Source organism: Pseudomonas paraversuta (assembly GCF_904067025.1).
In the GTDB taxonomy this organism is placed as follows: Bacteria; Pseudomonadota; Gammaproteobacteria; order Pseudomonadales; family Pseudomonadaceae; genus Aquipseudomonas; species Aquipseudomonas paraversuta.
Genome location: NZ_CAJFDA010000001.1, coordinates 4622726 through 4639497, shown reverse-complemented (window position 1 = coordinate 4639497; position 16772 = coordinate 4622726). Strand labels below are relative to the sequence as shown.

11 protein-coding genes and 1 pseudogene are annotated in these 16772 nt (G+C 59.8%); 11 read left to right on the top strand and 1 reads right to left on the bottom strand.

Annotated elements, in window-relative coordinates:
• Positions 1 to 141: 141 nt before the first annotated feature.
• The 11 genes and pseudogenes from pilM (at position 142) to hemE (ending at position 15397) form a co-directional block, all read left to right on the top strand.
• Positions 142 to 1113, top strand: a complete 972-nt coding sequence (pilM, locus tag JQ848_RS20975) for a type IV pilus biogenesis protein PilM (protein ID WP_202211116.1) — start codon at positions 142 to 144, stop codon at positions 1111 to 1113.
• Complete coding sequence (locus JQ848_RS20970; protein ID WP_003438796.1) at positions 1113 to 1676, top strand: PilN domain-containing protein; 564 nt, start codon at positions 1113 to 1115, stop codon at positions 1674 to 1676. Before pilM ends, JQ848_RS20970 begins: the two co-directional genes overlap by 1 nt.
• Positions 1676 to 2296, top strand: coding sequence for a type IV pilus inner membrane component PilO (locus JQ848_RS20965; RefSeq protein ID WP_202211114.1), 621 nt, complete (start codon positions 1676 to 1678; stop codon positions 2294 to 2296). Before JQ848_RS20970 ends, JQ848_RS20965 begins: the two co-directional genes overlap by 1 nt.
• Positions 2293 to 2823, top strand: a complete 531-nt coding sequence (locus JQ848_RS20960) for a pilus assembly protein PilP (protein WP_127195708.1) — start codon at positions 2293 to 2295, stop codon at positions 2821 to 2823. Before JQ848_RS20965 ends, JQ848_RS20960 begins: the two co-directional genes overlap by 4 nt.
• Before the next feature lie 135 nt (positions 2824 to 2958).
• A pseudogene (locus tag JQ848_RS20955) lies at positions 2959 to 4197 on the top strand (type IV pilus secretin PilQ); the annotation flags it as partial.
• Positions 4198 to 4201: 4 nt separating this feature from the next.
• On the top strand, positions 4202 to 4720 hold the full coding sequence (gene aroK, locus JQ848_RS20950; RefSeq protein ID WP_003438807.1) for a shikimate kinase AroK: 519 nt from the start codon (positions 4202 to 4204) through the stop codon (positions 4718 to 4720).
• Positions 4721 to 5061: 341 nt separating this feature from the next.
• Positions 5062 to 6162 carry a 3-dehydroquinate synthase gene (gene aroB, locus JQ848_RS20945; RefSeq protein WP_202211111.1) on the top strand — a complete coding sequence of 367 codons (1101 nt, stop codon included), beginning with the start codon at positions 5062 to 5064 and terminating at the stop codon, positions 6160 to 6162.
• A 10-nt stretch (positions 6163 to 6172) separates the two neighbouring features.
• Positions 6173 to 7744, top strand: a complete 1572-nt coding sequence (locus JQ848_RS20940) for an AAA family ATPase (protein WP_010656286.1) — start codon at positions 6173 to 6175, stop codon at positions 7742 to 7744.
• 330 nt (positions 7745 to 8074) lie between these two features.
• On the top strand, positions 8075 to 12523 hold the full coding sequence (gene gltB / locus JQ848_RS20935; RefSeq protein WP_010656285.1) for a glutamate synthase large subunit: 4449 nt from the start codon (positions 8075 to 8077) through the stop codon (positions 12521 to 12523).
• Between the two features lie 121 nt (positions 12524 to 12644).
• The gene (locus JQ848_RS20930) at positions 12645 to 14063 is read left to right on the top strand and encodes an FAD-dependent oxidoreductase (RefSeq protein ID WP_003438817.1); all 1419 of its coding nucleotides are present in this window, start codon (positions 12645 to 12647) and stop codon (positions 14061 to 14063) included.
• 266 nt (positions 14064 to 14329) lie between these two features.
• Positions 14330 to 15397, top strand: coding sequence for a uroporphyrinogen decarboxylase (gene hemE, locus JQ848_RS20925; protein WP_060695964.1), 1068 nt, complete (start codon positions 14330 to 14332; stop codon positions 15395 to 15397).
• A 64-nt stretch (positions 15398 to 15461) separates the two neighbouring features.
• Here hemE and JQ848_RS20920 read toward each other — a convergent pair whose 3' ends face one another.
• Positions 15462 to 16685 (bottom strand): MFS transporter, encoded by a 1224-nt coding sequence (locus JQ848_RS20920; protein ID WP_003438820.1) that lies wholly within the window; start codon positions 16683 to 16685, stop codon positions 15462 to 15464.
• Between the last annotated feature and the right edge of the window lie 87 nt (positions 16686 to 16772).

Genomic DNA, 16772 nt, shown 5'->3' with positions numbered 1-16772 from the left:
GTCGACGATACGGAAAAAAACGCCCGGCATTATAAGCATTTTTCGCTCATGGGCGTCATGGGCCACATGTCAGAACGGGTTTTGAGCGGATCTCATTTTTTACCCCTCCGTAAGTCACGGATTGCATTAGGGAAAACATCAGTGAGCGGATTATTCAACAAGTCCGGCCAGCGATATGTGGGAATCGACATCGGTTCGCACGGGATAAAAATCGTCGAACTGAGCCGTGCGCACGGCAGGTTCAGGTTGCAGGCATATGCCGTTCAACCGCTGGCGATCCCGGGTGCAGATGATCAGACCGGCGCGGATCCGAAAAGTGTCGCACAAGCGCTGCTCGGGGCATTGGGCAGGGCGGGGGTAGAGGCCCGTGATGCTGTCGTGGCGGTGCCTGATGCGCTGGTCATAGGTAAAACCTTTGAGGTGCAAGCGGGGCTGAGCCGGGAAGATCTGGAGCTTCATGTCTGGTTGGAGGCCGAGCAATATCTGCCCTATGCCCTTGAAGATGCGGCACTGGACTTCGAGGTTCAAGAGCATGTATCCAGCAGCCCGGGTCAGGTCAGCGTATTGCTGGTGGCCTGCCGGCAAGAGACCCTGGCCTGGTACCAGGCACTGTTGAGCGGTGCCGGACTGAAGGCGCGAGTGGTTGATGTTCAGGCCCATGCCCTGGCCCGTGGAGCGGTCTGGGCCCCTGGTCCGCCTCAGCCCTTGGACGTGACGGGCACAGTGGCCGTGCTGGACTTCGCCGCGGCAACGACGGGGTTAAGCATCGTCCGGCAAGGCCTTGTGATCCACTGCGCAGAGCTGCCGTTTGGCTCCGCTGATTTTTGCAATGAAGCCTTGAGCACCGCTGGGGCTGAGCATCTGCAGCGCGGGTTTGCGCAGTTTGCCGAGTCCGGCAGTGGCCCTGGGGTGGTCGCGATCCTGTTGGCGGGTGCTGGGGCGTCGCGCCCGGGGCTGGATCAGCGGGTTGAGGCGCAAACGGGTATACCGACGCGGGTGGCCAACCCGTTTGCGCTCATGGATCTCAATCCTGCACTCGCGCCTGAAGCCTTGTTCTGCGATGCTCCGCTGTTGTTGACTGCCTGTGGTCTGGCCTTGAGGGGGTTTGATTAATGGCGAGAATCAACTTGCTGCCCTGGCGCGCATTGCTGCGTGAAAAGCGCAGCCGGGTTTTTTTGATTGTACTGCTCGCCCTGGCTGTGGCAGCAGCAGGCGGCCTGCTGGTGATCGATCGCTTCATCGACCGCGCCGTAGAGCGGCAGCTGGCGCGCAATGACTTGATCCGCAGCGCGACGGTGCAGCTGGACGGGCGAGCCCGGCAAATCGATCAGTTGAAGGTGCGCCGTGAGCAATTGCTTGAGCGCATGCAAACGATCGAGACGCTCCAAGGCAATCGCTCGGACAGCGGGATTATCCTCGAGCAACTGGCCCGCAGCTTGCCGGTGGGGGTGTATTTCACCGACGTGAAAATGACCGAGCGCACCATCGTCATCACGGGGGTTGCCCTGTCCAATAAACTGGTCGCCGAGTTGATGCGCAACCTGGATGCGTCGCACTGGCTGGAAACCCCCGTACTGATCGATGTGAAAGCGGGGCCGGTGCACACCGGGGGCAATGAGCGGTTATTTCAGATGACCGTACGCAGCCGGCATGCGCCCGCCGGTGGGGTGCTCTGATGGCTGCGCACTGGCTGCAGAGCCTGCGCGTCCTTGAGCTGCACGAGTTGAACCCGGCTCAGTCGGGTGACTGGTCACTGCGGCGAAAATCGCTGGTGGCGCTGGCGTTGGTGGGTTTTGTGTTGCTGGCGGGGTATCTGCTGCAGATTCAGTCTGCGCTCACCAGGCTCGAGCAGGAACGTGCGACAGAGACTGTGCTCAAGACCGGTTTTGAGTCCATGGCCGCGCATGTTTCGGGGTTTGATGCTCACCTGCAGCAAGTGCAGGTGCTGGAAAGCTCATTCAGGCACTTGATGGCGCAACTGCCCCGCAAGGCAGAAGTCCCCGCGCTGCTTGACCAGATCTCACTACTGGGCCTGACCAGCGGCCTGATGATCGAACGCATCCAGTGGTGGCCCGAAGTTCTTCAACCTTTTTATAGCGAGCTGCCATTGCAGTTGTCGCTGGTCGGGGCTTATCACGACTTTGGTCTTTTTGTCAGCGGCCTTGCTGGCTTGCCGCGCATTGTGACGGTGCAGGATTTTACCCTTGCCCCGCTCAGTGGTGCGGGTAACGGCCAATTGCGCATGACCCTGCTGGCCAGTACTTACCGCACCCACGATCAGGAATCTGCCCCGTGAGTGTTCTGGCCCGGTTATGGGTCATGGGGTGGGCGGTGGCCCTGGCGGGATGCGACAACGGGCAAAGCCCTGTGCAGTTGCAGGCCTGGCTTCAGGAAGTCCGGATGCGTGGGGGGGATGCGGTTGTAACGGTTGCGCAGGCTGGTGACCGGCCGCCGTTTGTCTACACGGCCCAGGCTCTGCGCAGCCCTTTTCAGGCTGCAGGAGAAGCTGGCGCCGGTAGTTGGCAAACAAGTCTTCTGCGCGATGATGAACTTGACGGCAACCGGCCCCGGCAGTTTCTGGAAGGCATTGACCTTGAACAATTCGAAATGGTCGGCACGCTTTCCAGTGCTCTGCAAATCAATGCCTTGTTGCGAGCCAAGGGTGTTGTCCATCGGTTGAAAATCGGCGATTACCTGGGTCGCAACAACGGTCAGATTGCCTCGATCAATAACGCCCGGGTTGAGGTGTTTGAGGTTATTTCCGATGGTCGGGGCGGTTGGCTGGAGCGGTCCCTGACGATCCCTTTAAAACAGCAGTCTTGACGGAACTACGCCATGAAAAGGACTTTCCCGGTGTGTGTACTGGCGCTATGCAGCGCGCTGAATTCGCAGCAGTTACTGGCGGTCGTGCCAGCCGGCCCTCTTGAGTCCCCAGGCTCAAAAGCGCCCGGGGCGGTCTATGTGGGCGAAACCATATCCCTTAACTTCCAGGGCGTCGAAGTGCGCACGGTGCTGCAGTTGCTGGCAGATTTTACCGGGTTCAATCTGGTGGTCAGTGATGCCGTGCAAGGCAGTGTGACCCTCAATTTGCAGGACGTGCCCTGGGACCAGGCACTGGACCTGGTGCTTAAAAGCAAGGATCTCGACAAACGCCTTGAAGGCAATGTGCTGTTGGTAGCGCCTGCCGAAGAAATGGCTGCCCGCCAGCAGTATGAGCAGGATCTGCGCACTCAACTGGCCGAACATGCACCGTTGCGTCGGGAGCTGGTGCAGATCAAGCATGCCCGGGCGGCAGACATTGCCAGCCTGTTTCAGTCAGTGACCGCTGCTCAGCCCGGCGCCCAGGGGCGAGGCTCGCTCACGGTTGATGAGCGCACCAATCACATCATTGCCTTGCAGACCGGCGAGCAACTGCAAGAGTTGCGGCGCATCGTGGCTCAGCTGGATGTGCCGGTGCGCCAGGTCATGATCGAGGCCCGTATTGTTGAGGCCGGGGTGGACTTTGAAAGGAATCTTGGGGTGCGCTGGGGCGGGGCGGTCAATCAGGGTGGCAGGTTGAGCGCAGGAGGTATTGATGCAGCAGGCGGGGCTGCAAACTTGAATTCACCCTTCGTCGATCTCGGTGTCAGGGGCAATACCTCGGGGTTGGGTGTCGCCTTCATCAGCAACAACCTGTTGCTTGATCTGGAACTCAGTGCCATGGAAAAGACCGGAAACGGTGAAATCATCTCTCAACCCAAGGTCGTTACCTCAGACAAGGAAACCGCCAAAATCCTCAAGGGCTCCGAAATTCCCTATCAGCAGACCAGCGGCAGCGGGGCAACCTCGGTGTCATTCAAGGAGGCCTCCTTGTCTCTCCAGGTGACGCCGCAAATCACCCCGGACAACAGCGTCCTGATGGAAGTTGTGGTGACCAAGGACGAGCCTGATTACATCAATATGGTCAACGATGTGCCGCCGATCAAAAAGAACGAGGTCAAGGCCAAGGTGCTGGTTAGAGACGGAGAAACCATTGTGATTGGGGGCGTGTTCTCAAATACTCAAAGCAAAGTAATAGATAAAGTGCCATTTTTTGGCGATCTGCCGTATGTTGGCCGACTTTTCCGGAGAGACGTTGTCCAGGAAAAAAAATCCGAACTGCTGGTGTTCCTGACTCCGCGTATCATGAACAACCAGGCGATTGCTGTGAGTCATTGATTCTGTGCGAAATTTGATTCTTGTTGGGCCAATGGGGGCTGGAAAAAGCACCATCGGACGTTTGCTGGCCAAAGAGCTGCACCTGCCGTTCAAAGATTCCGACAAGGAAATTGAATTGCGCACCGGTGCCAATATCCCGTGGATCTTCGATAAAGAAGGCGAACCGGGCTTTCGTGATCGTGAAGCGGCGATGATTGCCGAGCTTTGCGAAGCCGATGGCGTGGTACTGGCAACCGGTGGTGGCGCGGTCATGCGCCCGGAAAACCGGCTTGCGCTGCGTAATGGCGGGCGGGTGGTGTACTTGCATGCCTCCATCGAGCAGCAGGTTGCACGTACCGCGCGTGACCGCAACCGACCTCTGCTGCGCAATGCCAACCCGGAGAAAATTCTGCGGGACCTGCTGGCTGTTCGCGACCCGCTCTATCGGGAAATCGCCGATCTGGTGGTCGAAACCGATGAGCGACCGCCGCGGATGGTGGTTCTGAATATTCTCGAACGTCTGGCTCAACTTGCCCCACGGTAGTCGCTGCTTCGACAGCGGTTACAAAAAACCATCGCACCCTTGACGGTGTATCCATGTCCGGGCCATTAAAGTGCGTTGCGAAATGCGCTATCCTCGGCGCCGGCCATGGCGTGCTGTCAGGCAGTCAAAGGTATTGAGGGAACTGGCTTGCCAGCGATGCAGGTGCCGCGGTCACAAGGTTTGACCAGGTTCATGCAGCCGCCGCCAGGCCCGCTCCGACAAAGCTTGTTTTGCTTCAGCGGTATGGCCAAAGGCTATAGGGTTGTGTCACTTCCCGGCGCGACCCACACTTGATAATTGTGAGACAGGGCGCCGGCTGTCCTTTTTCAATGCGGGGATTCATGCAAACACTGAAGGTTGATCTAGGCGAGCGTAGCTACCCGATTCACATTGGCGAAGGTTTGTTGGATCAGCCGCTGCTGCTGGCTCCGCACATCGCCGGTCGCCAGGTGGCGATTGTGACCAACACCACCGTGGCTCCCCTCTATCTTGAGCGCCTGACCCGCAGCCTGGCGGGGTATTCGGTGCTGCCGATCATCCTGCCCGATGGCGAATCGTTCAAAAACTGGGAAACCCTGCAGCTGATTTTCGATGGCCTGCTCACAGCCCGCCATGACCGGCGCACCACGGTGATTGCCCTTGGTGGTGGCGTGATTGGTGACATGGCCGGGTTTGCCGCCGCTTGCTATCAGCGCGGTGTCGACTTTATCCAGGTGCCAACCACCTTGCTCTCGCAGGTTGATTCGTCCGTGGGCGGCAAAACCGGGATCAACCATCCGCTGGGCAAGAACATGGTCGGTGCCTTCTATCAGCCCAATCTGGTGCTGATCGATACGCAAACCCTCAATACCCTTGCGCCCCGCGAATTGTCCGCAGGGCTGGCGGAAGTCATCAAGTACGGGCTGATTTGCGACGAGCCTTTCCTGACCTGGCTGGAAGACAACATGGACGCCCTGCGTGGCCTCGATCAGGTTGCCCTGACTGCCGCCATTCAGCGTTCGTGCTCGGCCAAGGCCGAAGTGGTCGGCTCCGATGAACGCGAGTCGGGTGTGCGTGCCACCCTCAATCTTGGACACACCTTTGGCCACGCCATCGAAACCCATATGGGCTATGGCGTGTGGCTGCATGGCGAGGCGGTTGCGACAGGTACGGTGATGGCGCTGGAAATGTCTTTCCGTCTAGGCTGGATCGACCAGGCAGAGCGTGATCGCGGTATCCGTTTGTTCCAGCGTGCAGGTTTGCCGGTTGTGCCGCCTGCCGACATGAGCGAAGCCGACTTCATGCAACACATGGCAGTTGATAAAAAAGTGATCGACGGTCGTATGCGACTGGTGCTGTTGCGCCGTCTTGGCGAAGCCACAGTGACTGACGATTATCCACAAGAGGTTCTACAAGCCACGCTGGGTGCGGATTACCGCGCACTGGCTCAGCTTAAAGGTTAATAAGATCCTGATGACTAGTTTGCATGCCGACGAGGCGTTCCTCGGTCACTTCCAGCTGAACCATGACCCCTTTGCACCACGGGTGCCGGGGTTCAAGTTTTTCCCTGCCCAGCGCAAGCCGGTGCTGGGGCAATTGCACCACCTTGCCCGCTACAGCCAGTTGCTGTTGGTGGTGACCGGGCCTGAGGGCAGCGGCAAGACCTTGCTGCGTCAGGCACTGGTCGCCAGCACCAACAAGCAGTCAGTACAGAGCGTGGTGGTGTCGGCACGGGGTGCCGGTGACGCTGCTGGCATCTTGCGCCAGGTGGCGCAGACCCTGAACGCTGCCCGGGCCGATGTGGGCGCGATTCTGGCGCAAGTGGTACAGCTGGCGCTGACCGGGCAGGAAGTCTACCTGCTGGTCGACGACGCTGAGCAGCTCGACGAGTCTGCTCTTGAGGCCCTGCTGGCCCTGGCGGCGGGTGCGCCGGAAGGCCGGCCGCATGTCTTCCTGTTTGGCGAGCCGTCAATGATTGACGGGCTTGAGCAGTTGAGCGCTGATGAAGAGCGCTTCCATGTGATCGAGCTGCAGCCCTATACCGAGGAAGAAACCCGCGAGTACCTGGCGCAACGCCTTGAAGGTGCCGGGCGTGGAATCGAACTCTTTAGCGCACAACAGATCTCAGATATACACGAGAGCTCCGAAGGCTGGCCTGGCATCATCAATCAGGTCGCCCGCGATGCAATGATCGAAGCCATGATTGCTAGCCGTTCTGCGGTCAAACGTCCAAGTATGGGGTTCAACATGCCTAAGAAACACGTATTGGCCATTGGTGCCGTAGTGGTGGTGGCAGTAGCCGCTGCCATTCTGATTCCGGGTCGCAGCAAAGCACCAACCGCACCCGCTGCTGAGCAGACACAATTGGGCCAGGCCACGCCGAATGGCGGCGCCAATCCGTCGATAGATTTCGCCGGTTCTTCGCAGCCAATGCCATTGCCGCTGGTGGGCCAATCGCAGCCGGTCATGCGCGGGCCTCTGGCTGAAGCCGCTGGCGGCATTGCTGAAGGCGATGACGGCGGCGTACCTGCAGTCGACGGTGGCGTGGCCCAGCCGCCAACCGTAACCACCACTGCGCCGCCTCCAGGCGTGGCATCGGGCCCGGCACCAGTGGCAGCACCGCGTCCTGCGCCGGCACCGGCCGTGGCAGCAGCCAAACCTGCACCTGCTCCGGTTGCCAAACCTGCTCCGGCCCCGGCTCCAAAGCCTGTGGTGAAACCGGCCGAGAAGCCGGTCACACTGGCCAAGGCGGCACCGGGCGGTAGCTGGTATTCCAGCCAGCCAGCAACTAACTACGTGGTGCAGATTGTCGGCACCAGCTCCGAAGCCTCTGCACAAAACGTCGTCAAGGAAGTAGGTGGCCAAGCCCGCTACTTCAAGAAATCGCTCAACGGCAAGCCCCTGTTTGTCGTCACCTACGGCAATTTCCCGAACCATGCCGCAGCAACTGCGGCAATCAAGAACTTGCCAGCGAAGATTCAGGCTGGTAAACCTTGGCCTCGCACTGTCGCCAGCGTCCAACAAGAACTGGCAGCAGCTCGCTGATGCTCCGGCGGCCTTACCCAGGCCGCCGTTCTCGTACATCAAAATTCCAGCTTGAGCATGCGGCTAAATAGGCCGTATGCCTTGTGGTGTCTGCGCCGTGTGGCGGTCAACATCAAAAATGTTTTGACTAGCACAGGTAATCGCTTTAAACCTTCATAAATGCGACATGAATTTACGGCATTTCGCCGCTTAATTTGTGAGCTCTTACGTCGGTGTGTAGAATGACCACCCTTTTGCCCTGCCAAGCTGGCGTACGTTCAGCGCGGGGACCAAGTGGTTGAATTAAAAGAAATTTGCCCCTTTATGGGGCAGCCTGGTGAGAAAGTGTCTATGAAAGCAGGTCTGTACCACCCCGATGAATTCAAGGATAACTGTGGTTTCGGCCTGATTGCCCATATGCAGGGCGAGCCCAGTCATACCCTTCTGCAAACCGCCATTGAGGCCCTGACCTGCATGACCCACCGCGGTGGGATCAACGCAGACGGCAAGACCGGTGACGGTTGTGGCCTGCTGATTCAAAAACCTGATCTGTTCTTGCGTGCCGTGGCCAAAGAACAGTTCGGCAGTGATTTGCCCAAGCAGTACGCGGTCGGCATGGTGTTTTTCAACCAGGACCCGATCAAGGCTGAAGCGGCCCGTAACAACATGAACCGCGAAATCCTCGCGGCGGGCCTGCAACTGGTGGGCTGGCGCAAAGTGCCGATCGATACCAGCGTGCTGGGCCGTCTGGCCCTGGATCGTCTGCCGCAGATCGAGCAAGTGTTCATTGCCGGTGCCGGCCTGAGCGATCAGGACATGGCGATCAAGCTGTTCAGCGCCCGTCGTCGATCGTCGGTGGCCAACGCCGCTGATACCGACCATTACATCTGCAGCTTTTCCCACAAGACCATCATTTATAAAGGCCTGATGATGCCGGCGGATCTCACCGCCTTCTATCCGGACCTGAGCGATGAGCGCCTGCAAACCGCGATCTGCGTGTTCCACCAGCGCTTTTCGACCAACACCTTGCCGAAATGGCCACTGGCCCAGCCATTCCGCTTTCTCGCCCACAACGGCGAGATCAACACCATCACCGGCAACCGCAACTGGGCCCTGGCCCGTCGCACCAAGTTCGCCAACGACCTGATCGGCGACCTCGACGAGCTCGGCCCGCTGGTCAACCGCGTGGGTTCTGACTCCTCCAGCATGGACAACATGCTGGAGCTGATGGTCACCGGTGGCATCGACCTGTTCCGTGGCGTGCGCATGCTGATTCCACCGGCGTGGCAGAACGTTGAAACCATGGACCCCGACCTGCGGGCGTTCTATGAGTACAACTCGATGCACATGGAACCGTGGGACGGCCCGGCGGGCGTGGTAATGACCGATGGTCGTTACGCTGTCTGCCTGCTCGACCGCAACGGCCTGCGCCCGGCGCGCTGGGTCACCACCACCAACGGCTATATCACCATCGCCTCGGAAATCGGCGTGTGGAACTACCAGCCACAGGACGTGATTGCCAAAGGCCGTGTAGGCCCTGGGCAGATCCTCGCCGTTGACACCGAAACTGGCCAGGTGCTGGACACCGACTCCATCGACAACCGCTTGAAGTCGCGCCACCCGTACAAGCAGTGGCTGCGCAAGAATGCCCTGCGCATTCAGGCCACCATCGACGACAATGACCATGGTTCGGCGTTTTACGACGTTGACCAGCTCAAGCAATACATGAAGATGTACCAGGTCACGTTCGAAGAGCGCGATCAGGTGCTGCGTCCATTGGGCGAACAGGGCTACGAAGCCGTGGGCTCGATGGGGGACGACACGCCAATGGCGGTGCTGTCCCAACGAGTGCGCACGCCATACGACTACTTCCGTCAGCAGTTCGCGCAGGTCACCAACCCGCCGATCGATCCGCTGCGTGAAGCCATCGTCATGTCGCTGGAAATCTGCCTCGGTGCCGAGCGCAACATCTTCCAGGAATCGCCAGAGCACGCTTCGCGCGTGATCCTCAGTTCACCGGTTATCTCGCCTGCCAAATGGCGCTCGCTGATGAACCTCGACCTGCCGGGCTTTGAGCGTCAGATCATCGACCTCAACTACGACCAGTCGGTTGGCCTGGAAGCGGCGGTGCGCAACATTGCCGATCAGGCTGAAGAAGCCGCCCGTGCCGGCCGTACGCAAATTGTCCTGACCGACCGCCATATCGCGCCGGGCAAGCTGCCGGTTCACGCCTCGCTGGCTGTGGGCGCCGTGCACCACCGCCTGACCGAAAAAGGTCTGCGCTGCGACAGCAACATCCTGGTAGAAACCGCTACTGCCCGCGACCCGCATCACTTCGCGGTGCTGATCGGCTTCGGCGCTTCGGCGGTCTACCCGTTCCTGGCCTACGAAGTGCTGGGTGATCTGATCCGCACCGGCGAAGTGCTGGGTGACCTTTACGAAGTCTTCAAAAACTACCGTAAGGGCATCACCAAGGGCCTGCTCAAGATCCTCTCGAAGATGGGCATCTCGACCATTGCCTCGTACCGCGGAGCGCAGCTGTTCGAGGCCATTGGCTTGTCTGAAGAAATCTGCGACCTGAGCTTCCGCGGCGTACCAAGCCGGATCAAGGGCGCACGTTTCGTTGACCTTGAAGCCGAGCAAAAATTGCTGGCTGCCGAAGCCTGGAGCGCACGCAAGCCGATTCAGCAAGGCGGTTTGCTCAAGTACGTGCACGGTGGCGAATACCACGCCTACAACCCGGACGTGGTTGCCACCCTGCAGGCGGCTGTACAGCAGGGCGACTACAGCAAGTTCAAGGAATACACGGCACTGGTCGACAAACGCCCGGTGTCGATGATCCGCGATCTGTTCAAGGTCAAAACCCTCGACACGCCGCTGTCCATTGACCAGATCGAACCCCTGGAGTCGATCCTCAAGCGTTTCGACTCGGCGGGCATCTCCCTTGGCGCACTGTCGCCGGAGGCCCACGAAGCCCTGGCCGAAGCCATGAACCGTTTGGGCGCACGCTCCAACTCCGGTGAAGGCGGCGAAGACCCGGCGCGTTACGGCACCATCAAAAGCTCGAAAATCAAACAGGTGGCCACCGGCCGTTTCGGTGTGACCCCGGAATACCTGGTCAACGCCGAAGTGCTGCAGATCAAGGTGGCCCAGGGCGCCAAGCCGGGCGAGGGCGGGCAACTGCCGGGCGGCAAGGTCAACGGTCTGATCGCCAAACTGCGTTACGCAGTACCCGGCGTGACCCTGATCTCGCCACCGCCGCACCACGACATCTACTCCATCGAAGACTTGTCGCAGCTGATTTTTGACCTCAAACAGGTCAATCCAAAGGCGCTGGTTTCGGTCAAGCTGGTGGCGGAAGCGGGCGTCGGCACCATCGCCGCAGGCGTGGCCAAGGCCTATGCCGACCTGATTACGATCTCCGGTTATGACGGCGGCACCGGTGCATCGCCCCTGACTTCGATCAAATACGCGGGCGCGCCGTGGGAGCTGGGCCTGGCTGAAACCCACCAGACCCTGCGCGGCAACGACCTGCGCGGCAAGGTGCGGGTACAAACCGACGGCGGCCTGAAAACCGGCCTCGACGTGATCAAGGCCGCGATCCTCGGCGCTGAAAGCTTCGGCTTCGGCACCGCGCCAATGATCGCCCTGGGCTGCAAATACCTGCGTATTTGCCACCTCAACAACTGCGCCACCGGCGTGGCGACCCAGAACGAATCGCTGCGTAAAAACCACTACATCGGCACGGTCGACATGGTGGTCAACTTCTTCACCTACGTGGCTGAAGAAACCCGCGAGTGGCTGGCCAGACTCGGTGTGCGCACCCTCGAAGAGCTGATCGGGCGTACTGACCTGCTGGAAATCCTGCAGGGCGAAACCGCCAAGCAGCACCACCTCGACCTGACGCCACTGCTGGGCAGCGACCATATCCCGGCCGACAAGCCGCAGTTCTGTCAGGTAGAGCGCAACCCGCCGTTCGACAAAGGCCTGCTGGCCGAGAAGATGGTCGACATGGCCACTTCGGCCATCAACGACCTGAGCGGCGCAGAGTTCGCCCTGGACATCTGTAACTGTGACCGCTCGATCGGTGCCCGGATCTCGGGTGAAATCGCCCGTGCCCACGGCAACCAGGGCATGGCCAAGGCGCCGATCACGTTCCGCTTCAAAGGCACTGCAGGCCAGAGCTTTGGTGTGTGGAACGCCGGCGGCCTGAACCTGTACCTCGAAGGCGATGCCAACGACTACGTGGGCAAGGGCATGACCGGCGGCAAGCTGGTGATAGTGCCGCCTGCGGGCAGCGTCTACAAAACCCAGGACAGCGCGATTATCGGCAACACCTGCCTGTACGGCGCCACCGGCGGCAAGCTGTTTGCGGCGGGCACGGCGGGCGAGCGTTTCGCCGTGCGTAACTCCGGTGCCCACACCGTGGTTGAAGGCACGGGCGATCACTGCTGCGAATACATGACTGGCGGTTTCGTCTGCGTACTGGGCAAAACCGGTTACAACTTCGGCTCGGGCATGACCGGCGGTTTCGCCTACGTGCTGGATCAGGACAACAGCTTTGTCGACCGGGTTAACCACGAACTGGTGGAAATCCAGCGTATCAGTGGCGAAGCGATGGAGGCCTACCGCAACCATCTGCAACACGTGCTGGACGAATACGTTCAGGAAACCAACAGCGAGTGGGGCCGCAACCTCTCGGAAAACCTCGATGATTACCTGCGTCGTTTCTGGCTCGTCAAACCCAAGGCGGCGAGCCTGAAGTCTCTGCTGGCCAGTACTTTGGGTAGTCCGCAGTGACGACGCAGCGGCAGGCGGCAAGCTTCAGGCCGCAAGCTCGAAGCAGTCAGGGGTGTTCCGGTAAACGTGTTCTTGCAGCTGTAAGCTTGAAGCTTGCAGCTGTCGTAAAGAGGTTTTGAAGATGGCTGAACGTCTGAGTAACGACTTCCAATTTATCGATGTCGGGCGCAAAGATCCGAAGAAGAAACTGTTACGTCAACGCAAAAAAGAGTTCGTGGAAATCTACGAACCTTTCAAACCCCAGCAGTCGGCCGAGCAGGCCCACCGCTGCCTGGGTTGCGGTAACCCGTACTGTGAATGGAAATGCCCGGTGCATAACTTCATTCCCAACTGGCTCAAGCTGGTGGCCGAGGGCAACATCCTCGCCGCCGCCGAGCTGTCGCACCAGACCAACACCCTGCCCGAAGTGTGCGGCCGGGTGTGCCCGCAAGACCGTCTGTGCGAGGGTGCCTGCACCCTCAACGACGGTTTTGGCGCGGTCACCATCGGCTCGGTGGAGAAGTACATCACCGATACCGCCTTTGCCATGGGCTGGCGCCCGGACATGTCGCGGGTGGTGCCGACCGGCAAGCGTGTGGCGATCATCGGTGCCGGGCCTGCGGGCCTGGGCTGTGCCGACGTGCTGGTGCGTGGTGGCGTGACCCCGGTGGTCTTCGATAAAAACCCGGAAATCGGCGGTCTGCTGACCTTCGGCATCCCGGAGTTCAAGCTCGAAAAAACCGTGCTGAGCCACCGTCGCGAAGTTTTCACCGGCATGGGTATCGAGTTCCGTCTCAATACCGAAATCGGCAAGGACATCAGCATGGAGCAGCTGCTGGCCGAGTACGACGCGGTATTCATGGGCATGGGCACTTACACCTACATGAAGGGCGGCTTTGCCGGTGAGGACTTGCCGGGTGTGCATGACGCGCTGGACTTCCTGATTGCCAACGTCAACCGCAACCTGGGCTTTGAAAAGTCGCCGGAAGACTTCGTCGACATGAAAGGCAAAAAGATTGTGGTGCTCGGTGGTGGCGACACGGCCATGGACTGCAACCGTACTTCGATCCGTCAGGGTGCCAAGTCGGTGACCTGTGCCTATCGTCGTGACGAAGCCAACATGCCCGGCTCGCGCAAAGAGGTGAAGAACGCCAAGGAAGAAGGCGTGAAATTCCTCTACAACCGCCAGCCGATTGCCATTGTCGGCGAAGGCCGGGTTGAAGGCGTGAAGGTGGTCGAGACCCGTCTCGGCGAGCCCGATGCCCGCGGCCGTCGCAGCCCGGAGCCGATCCCGGGTTCTGAAGAGATCATCCCGGCGGACGCCGTGATCATCGCCTTTGGTTTCCGTCCGAGCCCGGCGTCATGGTTTGAGCAGTTCGAGATCCAGACCGACAGTCAGGGCCGTGTCATTGCGCCCGAGCAGTCGCAGTTCAAGCACCAGACCAGCCACCCGAAGATCTTTGCCGGTGGTGACATGGTGCGCGGCTCCGACCTGGTGGTCACCGCGATCTTCGAAGGCCGCACCGCGGCTGAAGGGATCATGGATTACCTGGGCGTGTGATGCGGTTGTAATTTTTGAAACATGATCAAAATGTAGGAGCTGGCTTGCCAGCGATAGCATCACCTCGGTCTTGATCAAAGACCGAGTTGTCAGCATCGCCGGCAAGCCAGCTCCCACACAAACCTCATTCCAGAATGAGGTTTGTGGGCTGCGCCAAATCAAAATCCCCGCGACAAATCGCCCCGATAGATAAAAGGCACGGCTCTTGCCGTGCCTTTTGCGTCCGTCTCTGAGAAAATGCCCCCACTTTTTTTCCGGATGCAGACATGACTGATCTCAAGAATGACCGTTTCCTTCGCGCTTTGCTCAAGCAACCCGTAGATGTCACGCCTGTCTGGATGATGCGTCAGGCCGGTCGCTATCTGCCGGAGTACCGCGCGAGCCGTGCCAAGGCCGGCGATTTCATGAGCCTGTGCAAGAACGCCGAGTTCGCCTGTGAAGTCACCATGCAGCCTCTGGACCGCTTCCCTCAGCTGGATGCGGCCATCCTTTTCTCCGATATCCTGACCATCCCTGACGCCATGGGCCAGGGCCTGTACTTTGAAACCGGCGAAGGTCCGCGCTTCAAAAAGGTGGTCAGCACCCTGGCTGACATCGAAGCCCTGCCGATCCCGGACCCGCAAAAAGACCTCGGCTACGTGATGAACGCGGTCAGCACCATCCGCCGCGAGCTTAACGGTCGTGTGCCGCTGATCGGCTTCTCCGGCAGCCCGTGGACCCTGGCCACCTACATGGTAGAAGGCGGCTCGTCGAAAGACTTCCGCAAAACCAAGGCCATGCTCTACGACACCCCCCATGCCATGCACCTGTTGCTCGACAAGCTCGCGCAGTCGGTAACGTCCTACCTCAACGGTCAGATTCTGGCCGGCGCACAGGCCGTACAAATCTTCGATACCTGGGGCGGTAACCTGTCGTCTGCGGCTTATCAGGAATTTTCCCTGGCCTACATGCGCAAAATCGTCAGCGGTCTTATCCGCGAGCATGAAGGGCGCAAAGTACCGGTGATCCTGTTCACCAAAAATGGCGGCCTGTGGCTCGAAAGCATTGCCGATGCCGGCGCTGATGCCCTGGGCCTGGACTGGACCTGCGACCTGGGTGAAGCCCGTCAGCGCGTCGGTAACAAGGTTGCGCTGCAAGGCAACATGGACCCGACTGTGCTTTACGCCAACCCCGAGGCAATCCGCACCGAGGTCAAGCGCATCCTGGCCAGCTACGGCAAGGGTTCGGGCCATGTATTCAACCTGGGGCATGGCATTACCCCGGAAGTGAAACCGGAACATGCGGGTGCCTTTATCAGCGCCGTGCACGAGTTCTCGGGCCAGTATCACGAGTAAGCTCAAGCCTTATAAAAAAACCCGGCCAGTGCCGGGTTTTTTTTGGCTTGCGCGAGGCCCTGGATCAAATGCTCTTCACGTTCCTCGGCAGCACCGGCAATCGGGCCAGGTGCAACGCCACCAACAATGCAATCACCAGCAGCGCGACGATAAACGAACCAATGCCGTTCCACCCGGCGTAATGCCAGAAGAAACCGCCGGCGGTCCCGGCGATGCTCGATCCGGCGTAGTAACTGAACAGGTACAACGACGACGCCTGGCCCTTGGCTTTGGTGGCGCGCCGGCCGATCCAGCTGCTGGCCACCGAATGCGCGCCGAAGAAGCCGAAGGTGAACAGCAACATGCCGATGATCACCAGCGCCACAGGCTCGAACATGGTCAGTGCGATCCCGGCCAGCATCAGCACGATCACGGCCCACAACACCCTGCGCCGCCCCAGCTTGTCAGCCAGCGCGCCAATTTGCGCCGAGCTGTAAATACCGGACAGGTACACCACTGACAGCAAGCCCACCAGCGCCTGATTCATGTTGTACGGCTCTGCCAGCAAGCGATAACCGATGTAGTTGAACAGCGTCACGAAGCTGCCCATCAGCAAGAACGCCTCAAGAAACAGCCATGGCAGGCCGGCATCGCGAAAGTGCATGGTGAACCCGTCCAGCAGGCTGCGCGGGTTCATGGTGCGGGGGCGGAAGTTGCGCGACTCGGGCAGGATCTTCACAAACACCAGGGCGGCCACCAGTGCCAGGCCGCCGATCACCAGCATCGCCGTATGCCAGCTCACAAAGTCGATCAACACGCCGCTGATCAGGCGTCCGCTCATGCCACCAATGGCATTGCCGCCAATGTACAGACCCATCGCCAGACCGATGTGCTGCGGGTGAATTTCTTCACTCAAATAGGTCATGGCCACGGCGGCCAGTCCGCTCAGTGACAAACCCACCAGCGCCCGGGTGATCAGGACACCTTCCCAGGTGGGCATCAGCGCGCTGAGGAGGGTAAACGCAGCCGCCGAAAACAATGCAAACACCATCACCGGTTTACGCCCGAACGTATCGGAAATGGGCCCGGTGATCAGCAAACCTATGGCCAGCATCCCTGTGGCTACCGACAGGATCAGACTGCTCTGCGCCGCGTTGATCCCGTATTCATGGGACAGCACCGGCATCATCGGCTGCACGCAATACAGCAAGGCAAAGGTGGCGAAGCCCCCGGAGAACAGTGCCAGCACCGTGCGCATAAACAGCGGTGTGCCTTTCTCGATGAAAATGTCATTCAGTTGCGTGCCCATATCATCCTGCGCGGGCGGCGGGATTTCGTGGGCGAGAGGGGCGACAGCAGTTTTCACGGGGACCTCAGACAAACATAAAGCCGAGCG

Excerpts from the sequence above, each read along its gene's own strand:
- JQ848_RS20965 (WP_202211114.1), top strand. The coding sequence starts at position 1,676 with ATGGCTGCGCACTGGCTGCAGAGCCTGCGCGTCCTTGAGCTGCACGAG.
- JQ848_RS20940 (WP_010656286.1), top strand. The coding sequence starts at position 6,173 with ATGACTAGTTTGCATGCCGACGAGGCGTTCCTCGGTCACTTCCAGCTG.
- JQ848_RS20930 (WP_003438817.1), top strand. The coding sequence starts at position 12,645 with ATGGCTGAACGTCTGAGTAACGACTTCCAATTTATCGATGTCGGGCGC.
- JQ848_RS20920 (WP_003438820.1), bottom strand. The coding sequence starts at position 16,685 with ATGGGCACGCAACTGAATGACATTTTCATCGAGAAAGGCACACCGCTG.
- gltB (WP_010656285.1), top strand. The coding sequence starts at position 8,075 with ATGAAAGCAGGTCTGTACCACCCCGATGAATTCAAGGATAACTGTGGT.
- JQ848_RS20970 (WP_003438796.1), top strand. The coding sequence starts at position 1,113 with ATGGCGAGAATCAACTTGCTGCCCTGGCGCGCATTGCTGCGTGAAAAG.
- hemE (WP_060695964.1), top strand. The coding sequence starts at position 14,330 with ATGACTGATCTCAAGAATGACCGTTTCCTTCGCGCTTTGCTCAAGCAA.
- aroB (WP_202211111.1), top strand. The coding sequence starts at position 5,062 with ATGCAAACACTGAAGGTTGATCTAGGCGAGCGTAGCTACCCGATTCAC.